This window comes from Pseudomonas sp. BCRC 81390, from assembly GCF_030341915.1.
Lineage (GTDB): Bacteria > Pseudomonadota > Gammaproteobacteria > Pseudomonadales > Pseudomonadaceae > Aquipseudomonas.
In genome coordinates this window covers 1-14,362 of record NZ_JATAAG010000010.1, presented here as the reverse complement: position 1 = coordinate 14,362, position 14,362 = coordinate 1, and the positions used below count along the sequence as shown (strand labels likewise).

Below are 14,362 nucleotides of genomic sequence, written 5' to 3'. Positions count from 1 at the left end.
GTATAGGAAGAGGTATTTAAGCCTTCCTGACTAATGGCACTTTGCTTCTAACGATTTGGTTATCAACCTGATCGCGATGGGGAATATATGTGCATCGGCCTGCGGCACGGGTCCCAGTGGGGCGATAGCCGCACTGAATGGCACCGGCTTCGTCGGGGCCATTCAGTGCGCTCCGACCTGCCTAGCCAGCCACCAGCACGCGGATGGCTTCCAGGCGCAGGGCCGCTTTTTCCAGCATCGCCAGGCCCTCTTCACGCTGCTTGCGCAGCGCCTCGATCTCGCTGTCGCGCACGCTCGGGTTCACCGCTTGCAGCGCGACCAGGCGCGCCAGTTCTTCGTCGGCCTCCGCCGCCAGGCGGCGCTGGGCTTCGGCCACGCGCTCGACATGGGCCGGCAGGACTTTGGCCTCGCCACTGCTGATCCGCTTGGCCAGCACGTCGCGCTGGGCCTGGACGAACTTGTTGGCGCTGGCGCGCGGTACGCTTTCGAGCTGGTCGTTGAGGGTTTCGAAGGCCACGCGGGAAGCCAGGTCGTTGCCATTGGCATCGAGCAGGCAACGCAGAGCAGCCGGGGGCAGGTAACGGCCCAGTTGCAGGCTGCGCGGCGCCACCACCTCACTGACGAACAGCAGTTCAAGCAGCACGGTACCCGGCTTGAGCGCCTTGTTCTTGATCAGCGCCACGGCGGTGTTGCCCATCGAGCCGGATAGCACCAGGTCCATGCCGCCTTGCACCATGGGGTGTTCCCAGGTGAGGAACTGCATGTCCTCGCGTGACAGCGCCTGGCCACGGTCGTAGGTAATCGTCACGCCTTCGTCGTCACCCAGCGGGAAGCTGGCGTCGAGCATTTTCTCGCTCGGCTTGAGGATCAGGGCGTTCTCGGAATGGTCTTCGCTGTCGATGCCGAACGCGTCGAACAGGGTTTCCATGTAGATTGGCAGGGCGAACTGGTCATCCTGTTCGAGAATGGCCTCGACCAGTGCCTGGCCTTCACCGCCACCGCCGGAGTTCAGCTCCAGCAGGCGGTCACGGCCAGTGTGCAATTCGGCTTCCAGGCGTTCGCGCTCGCTGCGGGCATCGGCCACCAGCGCATCCCAGGCCTTGCTTTCGCCGCTTTCTAACAGCGGCAGCAGGCGTGGGCCGAACTGGTGCTGCAGGGCGTTGCCGGTCGGGCAGGTATTGAGGAAGGCGTTGAGGCCTTCGTGGTACCACTGGAACAGGCGTTCCTGTGGGCTGCCTTGCAGGTAAGGGACATGCAACTGGATGGTGTGCTTCTGGCCGATACGGTCGAGGCGGCCGATGCGCTGTTCCAGCAAGTCCGGATGCGCTGGCAAGTCGAACATCACCAGGTGATGGGCGAACTGGAAGTTGCGGCCTTCACTGCCAATCTCGGAGCAGATCAGTACCTGGGCGCCGAACTCTTCGTCGGCAAAGTAGGCGGCGGCCCGGTCGCGTTCGAGGATGCTCATGCCCTCATGGAACACCGAAGCCGGGATGCCGGAGCGCACGCGCAAGGCGTCTTCCAGGTCCATCGCGGTCTCGGCATGGGCGCAGATCACCAGCACCTTGGTGCGCTTGAGCATCTTCAGGGTGTCGATCAGCCAATCGACGCGTGGGTCGAAACGCCACCAGCGCTCGTCGTCGGCCACCTCGCCCTGGGCCTGGAAGGCGACTTCCGGGTACAACTCGGCATGCTCGCCGGCTGGCAGCTCGCGGTACTGTTCGGGCGTGGCCAGCGGGTAAGGGTGCAACTGACGTTCCGGGAAGCCCTGAATCGCCGCACGGGTGTTGCGGAACAGCACACGGCCGGTGCCGTGGCGGTCGAGCAGCTCGCGGATCAGGCGTGCGCTGACCTGGGTATCGCCGTCGCTGACGGCGGCCAGCAGGGCTTCGCCCTCGGCGCCGAGGAAGCCCTGGATGGTGGCGTGTGCCTTGGGCGACAGGCGGCCTTCGTCGAGCAGTTCCTGAACGGCTTCAGCCACCGGGCGATAATGTTCACTCTCGGCGCGGAAGGCCGCCAGGTCATGGAACCGGTTGGGGTCGAGCAGGCGCAGGCGGGCGAAGTGACTGTCCTGGCCGAGCTGTTCGGGGGTGGCAGTGAGCAGCAGAACGCCCGGGATCACCTGCGCCAGTTGTTCGACCAGGCCGTACTCGGCACTCACCTGGTCTTCGTGCCAGACCAGGTGGTGGGCTTCGTCGACCACCATCAGGTCCCAGCCGGCGGCGAACAGCGCGTCCTGGGCCTTTTCGTCGTCGACCAGCCACTCCAGGGCCACCAGCGCCAGTTGGGCATCTTCGAACGGGTTGCTGGCATCGCTTTCGATGAAACGCTCGGCGTCGAACAGCGCTACCTGCAGGTTGAAGCGACGGCGCATTTCCACCAGCCACTGGTGCTGGAGGTTTTCCGGCACCAGGATCAGCACGCGGCTGGCGCGGCCCGACAGCAACTGGCGGTGGATCACCAGGCCGGCCTCGATGGTCTTGCCCAGGCCCACTTCGTCGGCCAGCAGCACGCGCGGCGCACTGCGGTCGGCCACTTCGCGGGCGATGTGCAACTGGTGGGCGATGGGCTGGGCGCGGCAGCCGCCCAGGCCCCACAGCGCCGATTGCATCTGCTTGCTGGTGTGCTGCAGGGTGTTGTAGCGCAGGCTGAACCACGACAGCGGGTCGATTTGCCCGGCGAACAGGCGGTCGCTGGCCAGGCGGAACTGGATGAAGTTCGACAGTTGGGTTTCCGGCAGGGTGCGCGGCTGGTTCTGCCCGTCCAGGCCGTGGTAGACCATCAGCCCGTCGATGTCCTCGACCTCGCGCACGGTCAGCTTCCAGCCTTCGAAGTGGGTGATCTGGTCACCGGGCGAGAAGCGTACGCGGGTCAGCGGCGCATTGCGCAGGGAATACTGGCGGGTGTCGCCAGTGGCCGGGTAGAGCACGGTCAACAGGCGGCCATCCTGCGCCAGGATGGTACCCAGGCCGAGCTCGGCTTCGCTGTCGCTGATCCAGCGTTGCCCCGGTTGATACTGCTGCGCCATACTGCCTGAACTCCCGCGATGAAAAAGCCGATTATGTTAACGGATCGGCCGGTCGGACCAAAGTGCCGAGCGCACCGAAAGATGCGCAAATGCCGCAACAGGCCCCTACAGGTCATGCAACAGTCTAGTCGCTTCATCGCTCATACCGTGTTGCTGAAGAGGGCCTCGGATCGCCATGTCTGCCAAGCACCGCTGGTTGCGTACTTCGATAGCCGTGGGCAGCCTGGTGCTGCTGGTCGCCTGCGAGCAGGAAAACTTCAAGGCCTTGCCTGCCATCCCGATGGAGCAGCTCGAAGTGCTGGGCGTGCAGACGCCGATCAAGAGCGTGCATTTCCGTGACCGCGACGGTGAAGGCCTGCTGGTGCTGAGCCGCAGCGATGGCCAGGCCAGCGACCCGGAAAGCGAACAGGAAGTGGACAAGGTGGTACTCAAGGCCACGTTGTACGGGCGCAGCGCCGAAAACGACGCGTTCAAGGCGCGCTGGCAGATCGAGCAGGAAACCAGCTGCCCGGGCCTGGATCTGGATGTGGATTTCTACAACGACGTCAGCGATGTCAGCGACCTGAACAAGGACGGTGTCGCCGAGGTGACGGTCGCCAGCCATGCCTTCTGTGGCGGCGGCATCGACCCGCACGACATCGCCATCGAAATGCGCGAAGGGCAGGCCAGTTACACCATCACTGGCCAGTCGCTGATCACCCCGGCGGGTGAAGAGCCGATCGGCGGTGAACGTGCGGACAGCGCCTCGCTCAAGGGCGCACCGCAGGTGCTGCGCGAGCACATGGACGCGGTCTGGCAGCAGGTGTACAAGCGGCCCTGGAGCGAGGTCAGCCCGCCAGCCGACGACGACGCTGACGACGAAGCCGAATGAAAGTTGTCCATGCTTTCAAGGTAAGTCTGCGTCTGCCGATACAGAAGGCATAGGAGAACCTCCATGTTGCCACCGATCATTCCGCTCAGTGCCGCTCCTGTGACTTCACAACAGGATCCGGTCAAGCCGACCCCCGATATCAAACCGGTGGTACCGGCGCAGCCTGCATCCGGGGAAAGTGCCATCGACCTCAAGCACCAGCGGGACCCGCAGGAGCAGGCGCTGCTGCTGCGCGAAGAGCAGCGCCGCCAGCAACGCCGGCACAAGGGCAGCGACGAGCGCTACAGCGCGATGCCGGGCGACGAGGTCAACGCCGACAACACCGTGCCGGTAGCACCGTTGATGGGCGAGCACGTACGCCAGGGGCTGCTGGTGGATATCGAAGTCTGACGTGGGGCTGGTCAGCGTCAGCGCCTGGCTTCATCATGCACATCTCAGTTGATCGTCGAGCCCACCCCATGAGCCAGGACAACCTCATCGATTTCGAGGCCGAACGCGCCAAGCGCACCCACGACCTCAAGGAAAAGCGCCTGAACGAAATGCGCAACGCATTCGAACAGGCCCTGCCATTGAGCACCAGCAAGAAAAAGAAGCCCAAGGGCAAGCCGAAGAAGCGCTGAAACTTGACGCAGGTCAACCCTGTACCCGCCTTGCGTGCCCGGCCCCGGGCATTATTGACACCGATCAATTTTCCCGCCCCTGACATTGGTTAACGTGCACCCATCGGACAACGGCAGACGAATGGGGAGGCCAGCATGTTCTTCGACAATGTGGTTATCGCCGGGGTGGTAACGGTCGGGTTGATGTTTGCATTCTTTGCCGGTCTGGGCATTTTCATCTGGAAGGACGCGCACAAGCGCAAGCCGCGCTGACCTTCCAGGTACACGAGCACGCAAGGCATTTGGGGCGACTTCGGTCGCCCATTTTTTTGCTTGCGATAAGGTGCCGCCAGGGCGCGATTCGTGGGGAGTGGCCTGGCTCAAGAAAAGGCCAGGGCAGATGGCCAGCCAACCATAAAGATGATTAGCTAGCTAATTAATAGGTTTCGCTTTATTCTTGTTCCCGTTGTCTATCTTTGAACAAGTCATCCCCGCAAGGTCCGCCTCGTGCCTATCACTCTCCAGGCCCTGTTCGCCCCCAGCAGCCTCGCCCTGAAGTTCGCCATCAAGACCCTGCTTGGTGGCGGCCTGGCATTGTGGCTGGCGATGCGCTGGGGCCTGGAACAACCAGCCTGGGCATTGATGACCGCCTTCATCGTCGCCCAACCGCTGTCGGGCATGGTGGTGCAGAAGGGCCTGGCGCGGCTGGCGGGAACCTTGGTCGGCACGCTGATGTCGGTGCTGTTCATCGGCCTGTTCGCCCAGGCCCCCGGCCTGTTCCTGCTTACCCTGGCGCTGTGGCTGGCTCTGTGCACCGCCGCTTCCACCCAGTTGCGTAGCGCCTGGGCCTATGCCTTCGTGCTGGCCGGCTACACCGCCGCGATCATCGCCCTGCCGGCCATTGACCACCCGTTGCAGGTGTTCGACCAGGCCGTCGCACGCTGCACCGAAATTTGCCTGGGAATCTTCTGTGCCACCGCCAGCAGCGCATTGCTCTGGCCCATGCGCGTCGAACAGCAATTGGGCGGGCAGGCCCGCCAAGCCTGGCAGAATGGCCTGCAGGCTGCGAATGCCATGCTCGGCGGTGAGGACGAGGCACGCAAAGGCTTGCTGGAGAGCCTGGGGCGTATCGTTGCCATCGACAGCCAGCGCGAACACGCCTGGTTCGAAGGCAGCCGTGGGCGCCAGCGTGCCCGCGCCATTCGTGGCCTGAGCCAGAAACTGATGGTACTGCTGCGCATTTCCCGCTCGGTGCGCCGACAATGGCGACAACTTGACGAACACGAGGCCGGACGCCTGGCGCCTTGGCTGGAGCAGGTGCGGGCATTGCTGGGCAAGCCCGACCCGGCCAGCCTGCTGGTGCTGCGCCAGCGCATCTGGGACGCAGCCCATGATGAACAGATCAGTTCGGCAGAGCACTACTGCCTGGCGCGCATGGCCTTGCTGCTGGATTACGCCATGGCCGCCAGCCAGGCGCTGGAGGATGTGGAGGCGGGCAGGGCGCCCAAGGATGTGGCCCAGGGCCTGGCAGTGCATCGCGACTGGTCGCTGGCCTTGCTGTTCGGCTCACGCAGCGCGCTGGCCTTTCTGGTAATGAGTGGCTTCTGGCTGGCCACGGCGTGGCCGTCGGCACCGGGTGGGTTGGTGCTGACCTGTGTAGTGTGCAGCCTGTTCGCCAGCCGCGAGAACGGCGCCCAGATCGGCCTGAGCTTCTTGCGCGGAATCTTCCTGGCGATACCTGCGGCGTTTCTGGTCGGGCAGATACTGTTACCGCAATGGAGCAGCTTCGCCATGCTCTGCCTGGGCATGGGCGTGCCGCTGTTTCTGGGGGCCTTGGGCATGGCGCATCCACGCACCGGGGCCACCGCCACCTCCTATTGCCTGCACTTCATCGTGCTGGTTTCGCCGCTTAATGCCATGCAGTTCGGTGTGGCCACGTTGCTCAACAGTGCCTTGGCCATGCTGGTCGGTGTATCGGCAGCGGTAATGGCCTTCCGCTTGCTGGTGTTTCGCCACCCGGCCTGGTTGGGCCGGCGCTTGCGCGCAGCGACCCAGAGTGACCTGGCACGCCTGACCCGGCGCGACCTGCGCGGCGCCGACACCTGGTTTGGTGGGCGTATGGCCGACCGCCTGATGCAACTGGCGCGGCATGCCAGCGAACTGCCCGATAGCGAGCGCAAGCGCTGGGATGACGGCCTGCACGGGCTGGATATCGGTGATGAGCTGGTGCACCTGCGCATGTGCCTGGCCGTTGCCCAGGCCTCACTGGGCCAGGCCGAGCGCGACTACCTGCAGCAGCTGGAAGCGGTACTGGCCAGGGGACCGGCGCCCGGGCGTGGTCATAGCCTGGATGCCACCAGCGAGGCATTCATCGCTGCCCTGCGTCGGCAACCCTCGAGCGACCCGCTGCGCTTGGCCGAAGGAGCAGTGTTGCAATTGCAGAAAAGCTGGCGCAAGTGGTGCCACTGGCAGGAGGAAGCCCATGGGGTTGCGTGAATGGGAAGTCGGCGGCGTGTTGTTCAGCCCGTTCCTGGTCTATGTGTTGCTGGCACTGATACTCACCGGCGTGCTGCGCCTGGTGGTGCAGGCCACGCCGTTGGGGCGCTGGATCTGGCATGAAGCGCTGTTCGATGCGGCGTTGTTCGTTTGTGTGCTGTTCCTGGTAGTGCGACTGCTGGGAACTCTATAAAGGAGTGTTTCGATGCGTGCGGCCGTACGTACTCTGGTGACCTTGTGTGTGGTGGCCCTGGCCGTGTTCGCCGGCTACCAGCTGTGGCAGTACTACATGCTCACGCCCTGGACGCGCGACGCCCGGGTGCGCGCCGATGTGGTGGTGATCGCCCCGGATGTATCGGGCTGGGTACGCGAGCTGAAGGTGCATGACAATCAGCAGGTCAAGGCAGGTGACCTGCTGATGACCATCGACCGCGAGCGCTTCCAGGCGGCTTTCGACCAGGCCAGCGCCGTGACCGAAACCCGTGCCCAGCAGCTGCGCCTGCGCGAGCGTGAAGCGGCGCGGCGTACCGCCCTTGGACCGGAAGCGATCAGTGCCGAGCTGCGGGAAAATGCCCAGATCAATGCGGCCATAGCGCGTGGCGAATTGCACGAGGCGGAGGCGCAGTTACAAATTGCCAGGATCAACCTCGCGCGTAGCGAGGTACGAGCACCTCGCAGCGGGCATATCACCAACCTGCGGCTGGCCGAAGGCAACTATGTCAACGCCGGGGAATCGGTGATGGCGCTGGTGGATGATGCGACGTTCTATATCCAGGCCTATTTCGAGGAAACCAAGCTGCCGCGCATCCGCGTGGGGGACACGGTGAAAGTCTGGCTGATGGGCGCCGGCGAGCCAATGCAAGGGCATGTGGAGAGCATCAGCCGCGGCATCACCGACCGCAACAGCAACCCGGACAGCCAGTTACTGCCGGAGGTGGAGCCGACCTTCAACTGGGTGCGGCTGGCGCAGCGCATCCCGGTCCGCATTCGTCTGGACCAGGTGCCGGAGGGGGTGACCCTGAGTGCGGGGATGACGGCGAGTGTGCAGGTGCATGAGGACCTGAAGTAGGTCCCAAGGCCGTTGCGCAGCGGTTTTGTATTGCTGTGAGCGGCCTTGTGTCGCGATGGGCCGCAACGCGGCCCCGCAATTCCCGGTCAGAGGAACATCCCGCCCGACACCTCCAGCCGCTGCCCGGTGATCCAGCCATTGCCGTCTTCGAGCAACAGCGCAATCGCTGCGCCGATATCATCCGGCAATCCCACCCGCCCCAACGCCGTGTTGCCAGCGATGTAGTCATTCACCTGGCGGTTATCCCTTACCACACCGCCGCCGAAATCGGTCTCGATCGCCCCCGGCGCCAAAATGTTCACCCGAATGCCGCGCGCGCCGAGTTCCTTCGCCTGGTAGCGGGTCAACACTTCCATCGCGCCCTTCATCGCGGCGTAGGCGGCATACCCTGGCAGGGCGAAGCGCGCCAGGCCACTGGATATATTGACGATGCGGCCATTGTCCACCAACAGCGGCAACAGCCGTTGGGTAAGGAAGAACGGCCCTTTCAACTGGATATTCAGCAATTGGTCGAACTGCGCCTCGCTGGTCTCGGTATACGGCACGTTCAGCCCGATCCCGGCATTGTTCACCAGAAAGTCGAAACGCTCGCGGCCAAACTGCTGTTGCAGGGTGGTTGCCAGGCGCTCGGCGAAGCCGGCGAAACTGCCGCTGTCGCCAACGTCCAGCGGCAACATGGCTGCCTTGACCCCGGCTTGTTGCAGGCGGGCGGCCACCTCCTGCGCTTCGTCCGCCTTGCTATGGTAGGTGCCGATCACATCGATACCGCGTGCGGCCAGGTGTTCGGCGGCATTGCGCCCGAGGCCGCGGCTGGTGCCAGTGATGAGTGCAATCTTGCGGGTCATGGTGAATACCTCATGGTGGGTGGATGAGGACAGGTTATTGGTCAGCCGGGTACTGTTAAATCCAGCAAATATGGAAATACTGTTCGGTAAAACCGGATAGCAGGAGGCCTGAGTGAACAAGCTGGAGTTGTTGCGCACCTTTGTGCGAGTCAGTGAGGTCAGCAGTTTTACCTTGGCCGCAGAAAGCCTGGGGCTGCCACGTTCGACCGTGTCGGAGCAGGTGAGGGCGCTGGAGCGCATGCTCGGTACGCAGCTGTTCAACCGCACCACCCGCCGGGTACGGGCAACCCAGGACGGCGTCTTGCTGTATGAGCGCAGCAAGGACCTGCTGTCGGGCATGGACGAGATCGAAAGCCTGTTCCGGGCCGACGATGCCGAGCTGGCCGGGCGCCTGCGTATCGACCTGCCGACGATGATGGCCCGTCGGCTCATCATCCCGCTGCTGCCGCAGTTCCTGCAGCGCTTTCCACGCCTGGAAGTGGAGCTGAGTTGCACCGATCGCCAGGTCGACCTGTTGCGTGAAGGCTTCGATTGCGTGATGCGCATTGGTGCCCTGCATGACCTGGATGTAGCGGCGCGGCCGGTCGGGCAGCTGAGCATGTGCAATTGCGCCAGCCCAGCCTACCTGGCTCGCTACGGTGTGCCTCGCACCTTGCAGGACCTGGCCGGGCACCAGTTGGTGCACTATGTGCGCACCTTGGGCGGGCGCAGCACCGGGTTCGAATACCGGCACGGCAATGAGTTGCGCTATCAGGCCATGGCCGGTGTGGTCACGGTCAACAATGCCGAGGCGTATTCGGCTGCTTGCCTGGCCGGGCTGGGGCTGGTCCAGGTGCCGGCGGTGGCCGTGACCGAGCACCTGCAGCGCGGCGAGTTGGTCGCCGTGCTGCCGGACTGGCAGGCACCGGCCATGCCGGTGTCACTGCTGTATGTCCGGCAGCGGCACGTGCCGCGCCGGGTCCAGGCGTTCATGCAATGGCTGGGTGAGGTCTTGCGCTCACAGGTCGACGGCGGCAACTGAGCGGTGAAAAGCGTGGCATCCGTGCCGCGGCTTGCGTTAGGCTTTCGCCCATGAGTTGCCCGCAGAGGCGACCCTCCCGCCTGGCGTGCGTATCTTCCGGTTTTTTTGCGAGGTTACGTCATGGCCATCACTTCTCAGGACATCTGCAACGCTGCCGACCAGCTCAAGGGCTTTGTCGGATTCAATGGCAAGCGCGGCGTGCACATCGTGCGCTTTTCCGAAGACGCGTTTGGCATGGACGTGGCCGACGCCAGCATCACACCGTGCAGCGAGTTTGTCTGGCGGCCCGAGCAGGGGCAGCGCATGGCACTGTGCCGCGAACGGTTGGCGTTGTTGCTGGAACAGCACGTCGATGAGCGCTTGAACATCACTGAGCCGCTGCGCGCCTACATGCGCCGCCACGATCTGCCGGAAATCGTCGCCGAACGCAGCCTGCAGCAGCCATGCTGAAGCTACAGGTACGGGGCCGAGCGCTCGGCGGCTTGCTGCCACAACGCCTCGAGCCCCGCACTGTCCAGTGGCCGGCTAAGATAATAACCCTGCACCTCATGGCAAAGGTCCTTCTCCAGCATCTCGAGCTGCTGCTCGCTCTCTACCCCTTCTGCCGTCACCGTCAGCCCCAGCGCCTTGCCCAGGCTGATGATGGCCTGGACCACGGCGCGGTCGCTGCCGCCACCGCTGCCGAGGCCGCCGATGAAGCGTTTGTCGATCTTGATGCTGTCGAACGGGTAGGTGCGCAGGTAGCCCAGTGACGAATAGCCGGTGCCGAAGTCGTCCATGTTCAGGCGCACACCTAGTTCCTTGAGTGCCAGCATGGTGCCCAGCGCGCCTTCGATATCGTTGAGCATCACATTTTCGGTGATTTCCAGCTCCAGGCGCTGGGCAGGGAATGCGGTGTCCAGCAGGATCTCGCGGACATCCGCCACCACATCACTGCGCAGGAACTGGGCCGGTGAAAGGTTTACCGAAACCAGCACGTCGGCAGGCCAGTCCAGGGCGGTGCGGCAGGCTTCGCGCAGCACCCAGCGGCCCAGCGCGACGATGATGTCACTGTGTTCGGCCAGCGGGATGAAGGTATCCGGCCCGAGTAGCCCTTCCTGCGGGTGCTGCCAGCGCAGCAAGGCTTCGACGGCGACGATGCGCAGGTCGTTGAGGCGGTAGCGCGGCTGGTAATGCAATACGAACTCCTGGTTGCGCAAAGCGCGGCGCATGTCGTTCTCCAGCTGGCGGCGGTACTGGATCTGCTGGTTCATCTCGGCAGCGAAATAGCGCCAGGTATTCTTGCCGTCCGCCTTGGCCTGGTACAAGGCAATATCGGCGCAGCGGATCAGCTCGCCGGCATCGAAGCCCTGGGTGCGGGTCTGGGCTACGCCGATGCTGGCGCCGACGAGCAGGGGCTGGCTGTCGAACACGATGGGCTGCTGCAGCAGGGCGATCAGGCGCGCACAGAAACTGTCGATCTCGCTGCGGTTGTCCATGCCGCTGAGCACCAGGATGAATTCGTCGCCGCCCAGCCGCGCAACCAGGTCGCCATCGCGGGTGCTGTCGCGCAAGCGCGTGGCCACTTCCAGCAGCACCGCGTCACCGGCGGCATGGCCAAGGGTGTCGTTGATCGGTTTGAAGTCGTCGAGGTCCAGCAGCAGCAAGGTCATTGGCGGCGAGTCGCTGCCGCGCAGCAGTGCCTGCTCCAGGTGCCGGGCGAGCTTGTTACGGTTGGCCAGGCCGGTCAGCGGGTCATGCAGCGACAGGTGCTGGATGCGAGCATGGGCGTCGACTTCGTCGGTGATGTCGCTGGCGGTGCCGCGATAACCGATGGGCTTGCCGTCGTGCCAGATGGCACGGGCCGAAATCCGGCAGTAGCGGTTCTGGCCATTCTGGTCGCGGTAGGTGCAGCGCAGGGTGGCCAGTTGTTGCGGGTCGGCCATGGCCAGGCTGTCCAGCCACGGCGACAGAGGGGTGGTATCGCAGGCCAGCAATTGGTTAAGCGGCTGGCCGAGCCAATCGCTCACCGGGTAGCCGGTGACCTTGGTGAAACGTTGCGACAGATAGCTCAGGCGTTGTTGTCGGTCCGTTTCCCAGATCCAGTCGGACGCCGACTCGGCTACTGCGCGAAAGCGCTGTTCGCTGGCCTCCAGGGCCTGGTTGCTCTGCTGCAAGCGGGCGAGCGAGAGGTCGACTGCGTGCGAACTGCGCAATGCATGGCGGAACAGGTACATCATGATCAGGCCGAGAATCAGCAAGGCACCAGCCAGCGGCGGCAGCACTGCCTGCAACAACTGGCGCCCCGGCATTGGGTTGCTCCAGGACAGGTGGAAGCCGGTGTTGCCGAGGTCGATGTGCAAGTGCTCGTGCTCCCCCACGTCTTCCTTTTCCACGTGCAGGTTGTTCAGGCCGACACCGGTACCCAGCCGTGCCAGCTTGTCCTCGGTGAGCTGATCGACAAACAGCATCACCGGCGCCTGGCTCACCTCGTTCTCGCTGACCTCCCGGTCCGGGCGCACTGCCGCGGCACTGAGTACCGCCGGCCAACCATTGAACAGGACGAAACGGCTGATCTGTTCACGCGGTATGGCCGCCGCACGGGCCTGGTCGATGATCGGCTGCAGCGCTTCTTCTATATAGGTACTGGCCGCTGCCTGGGTAGGCTGGCCTTTGAACAAACCGTAGGTGGTACGCGTGTCGTCCACCACGAATACTCCCTCGTAGCCGCTGGCGCTGTACAACGACTCGCCCACGTTCTTTTCTTCATAGGCCCATTTCCAGTCGGTCTGCCCTGCCAGGTGCTCGTACGCAGCATCCCATACCGCGTAGGCGGACAGAAACTGGCGCGAGGCGAGAAGGCGTTGTTCCAACGCTTGGTTCGCCTGCACGGCACTGCGCTGGCGCTCCTGCTGGTCAAGCGTACCGGCGATATTGAACAGCGCGCCGACGATGACCAGGCAGGCCAAGCCGAACACGGCGCTGAAACCGGCGATGAGGTGGCGCACCTGGAAGCGCGGTGTGGGGCTGGCGGGTGCAAGGTTGGCGGTCCTGGCCATGCGCGAGCGGCTCCTTCAGGAAGCCTCCCGCCAAGCATTCAGGAAGGAGGTTCATTCAGGATAGGCCAGCTTGAGCGTGGCAGCCTGGCCGCCGGCAAAAATGCACGGCGGCCGGGCGAACGAGTGTTTCCGCGCTCACGCTTGGCCGTCCTTGCGGCGACGCTGGTCTGCCGGGTTGCCTTTCAGCAAGCGCGAGGGCGGCTTGCCGCTGTCACTGCGCACCTGCGCATGGCTGATCAAGCCGAAGATGAAGCTGCCACCGATGATGTTGCCGGCCAGCGTCGGCAGGGCGAACTCCAGCCAGAAACTGCGCCAGGTTTCATCGCCGGCCCACACCAGGTAGGACACTTCGACCGAGCCGACCACGATATGGGTGAAGTCGCCCAGGGCCATCAGGTAGGTGATCATCAGGATGATCCAGATCTTGGCGTGCTCCATCGACGGAATCATCCAGACCATGGTGGCGATCATCCAGCCCGACACGATGCCTTTGGCGAACATCTGGCTGATATCGTTGTGCATGACCTTGCGGCCTACTTCGAGGAAGGCAACGTCGGTCTTGCTGTCGAAGATCGGCAGTTCCAGCATGACCCAGGCCACCAGCAGGGTGCCGGCCAGGTTGCCAAGCAGTACCACGCTCCACAGCCGCAGCAGGCGCCCGAAGTTGGCCAGCGTAGGGGCGGTCATGACGGGCAGGACGGCGGTCAGGGTGTTTTCCGTGAACAGTTGCTGACGTGCCAGGATCACGGCCAGGAAGCCGGCGCTGTAGCCAATACTGGCGACCACCTGAGCACTTTCATCTTGCGGAAGCCGGGCGTAGAAGAGCCCCATGGCCATGAGCGAGAGCCCCATAGACAAACCGGCAGCGAGGGCTGACCACCAGAGTGCTGCGAGGGTACGCTCCAGTTCCTGGTCGCCCTGGTAACGAATGATCTCGTGCAGCACGGCTGCGCGGGGCGGTTGGTTCAGGCTGACTTCCTGCTCTTCATCCGCCGACAGGCCCGGGGTTTTCTCGCTTTGCGCATCGCTCATGGCCGCTCCGCTCCGTTGGGGGTGTTCCTCTACAGATTCGCGGCGCTTCCATTAGTTGCCAGCATGCCGCCGACGCTGCAAAAAAGTTTTTAGATCAAGGTGTTGACTCTGATTTCAAAGCGCGTATTATTCGCCTCCTCGCAGCGATGAACGCTTCGGGGTAGGCGGTAAGCTGTTGAAGTTAAAAGGTTTCGAAAGAAACCGGATGTAAAAAACTTCAAAATAAACGCTTGACAGCCAATGAGGAAGGCGTAGAATGCGCGCCTCGGTTGAGACGAAACGCTCTTAGCCAAACGCTCTTTAACAAATCGAATCAAGCAATTCGTGTGGGTGCTTGTGAGTACGGACTGATAGTCACAAAGA

13 protein-coding genes are annotated in these 14,362 nt (G+C 63.6%); 9 read left to right on the top strand and 4 right to left on the bottom strand.

Going from position 1 to position 14,362, the window contains the following annotated elements:
* Nucleotides 1–181: 181 nt before the first annotated feature.
* Nucleotides 182–3,028: an RNA polymerase-associated protein RapA gene (gene rapA, locus QSV36_RS04545; RefSeq protein WP_289130237.1), complete on the bottom strand. Its 2,847-nt coding sequence runs from the start codon at nt 3,026–3,028 to the stop codon at nt 182–184.
* A gap of 175 nt (nt 3,029–3,203) precedes the next feature.
* On the opposite strand from rapA, the gene QSV36_RS04540 reads away from it, so the two are divergent.
* From QSV36_RS04540 to QSV36_RS04510, 7 genes are all read left to right on the top strand, one after another.
* Nucleotides 3,204–3,899: a M949_RS01915 family surface polysaccharide biosynthesis protein gene (locus QSV36_RS04540; protein ID WP_289130236.1), complete on the top strand. Its 696-nt coding sequence runs from the start codon at nt 3,204–3,206 to the stop codon at nt 3,897–3,899.
* A 63-nt stretch (nt 3,900–3,962) separates the two neighbouring features.
* Complete coding sequence (locus QSV36_RS04535; RefSeq protein ID WP_225778949.1) at nt 3,963–4,289, top strand: aspartate-semialdehyde dehydrogenase; 327 nt, start codon at nt 3,963–3,965, stop codon at nt 4,287–4,289.
* 68 nt (nt 4,290–4,357) lie between these two features.
* Entirely contained in the window at nt 4,358–4,519 is a 162-nt protein-coding gene (locus QSV36_RS04530; protein ID WP_289130233.1) for a hypothetical protein, read from the top strand.
* A gap of 135 nt (nt 4,520–4,654) precedes the next feature.
* Nucleotides 4,655–4,771 (top strand): cytochrome c oxidase subunit CcoM, encoded by a 117-nt coding sequence (gene ccoM / locus QSV36_RS04525; protein WP_289130230.1) that lies wholly within the window; start codon nt 4,655–4,657, stop codon nt 4,769–4,771.
* 234 nt (nt 4,772–5,005) lie between these two features.
* Entirely contained in the window at nt 5,006–6,994 is a 1,989-nt protein-coding gene (locus QSV36_RS04520; protein WP_289130229.1) for an FUSC family protein, read from the top strand.
* On the top strand, nt 6,981–7,187 hold the full coding sequence (locus QSV36_RS04515; protein ID WP_225778947.1) for a DUF1656 domain-containing protein: 207 nt from the start codon (nt 6,981–6,983) through the stop codon (nt 7,185–7,187). Before QSV36_RS04520 ends, QSV36_RS04515 begins: the two co-directional genes overlap by 14 nt.
* A 12-nt stretch (nt 7,188–7,199) precedes the next feature.
* Nucleotides 7,200–8,063, top strand: coding sequence for an efflux RND transporter periplasmic adaptor subunit (locus QSV36_RS04510; protein ID WP_289130227.1), 864 nt, complete (start codon nt 7,200–7,202; stop codon nt 8,061–8,063).
* 86 nt (nt 8,064–8,149) lie between these two features.
* On the opposite strand, the gene QSV36_RS04505 is transcribed toward QSV36_RS04510, so the two are convergent.
* Nucleotides 8,150–8,908 carry an SDR family NAD(P)-dependent oxidoreductase gene (locus QSV36_RS04505; protein WP_289130225.1) on the bottom strand — a complete coding sequence of 253 codons (759 nt, stop codon included), beginning with the start codon at nt 8,906–8,908 and terminating at the stop codon, nt 8,150–8,152.
* A gap of 112 nt (nt 8,909–9,020) precedes the next feature.
* On the opposite strand from QSV36_RS04505, the gene QSV36_RS04500 reads away from it, so the two are divergent.
* Nucleotides 9,021–9,929 carry a LysR family transcriptional regulator gene (locus QSV36_RS04500; protein ID WP_289130224.1) on the top strand — a complete coding sequence of 303 codons (909 nt, stop codon included), beginning with the start codon at nt 9,021–9,023 and terminating at the stop codon, nt 9,927–9,929.
* 120 nt (nt 9,930–10,049) lie between these two features.
* A complete protein-coding gene (locus QSV36_RS04495) occupies nt 10,050–10,379 on the top strand; it encodes a DUF2025 family protein (protein WP_289130222.1) in 330 nt (109 codons plus the stop codon).
* A gap of 2 nt (nt 10,380–10,381) precedes the next feature.
* Here the strand turns inward: QSV36_RS04495 and QSV36_RS04490 are convergent, their stop codons facing one another.
* Together QSV36_RS04490 and QSV36_RS04485 are read right to left on the bottom strand one after the other, a co-directional pair.
* On the bottom strand, nt 10,382–12,967 hold the full coding sequence (locus tag QSV36_RS04490; RefSeq protein WP_289130220.1) for a bifunctional diguanylate cyclase/phosphodiesterase: 2,586 nt from the start codon (nt 12,965–12,967) through the stop codon (nt 10,382–10,384).
* Between the two features lie 135 nt (nt 12,968–13,102).
* Nucleotides 13,103–13,999, bottom strand: coding sequence for a formate/nitrite transporter family protein (locus QSV36_RS04485; protein ID WP_289130218.1), 897 nt, complete (start codon nt 13,997–13,999; stop codon nt 13,103–13,105).
* Nucleotides 14,000–14,362 lie beyond the last annotated feature (363 nt).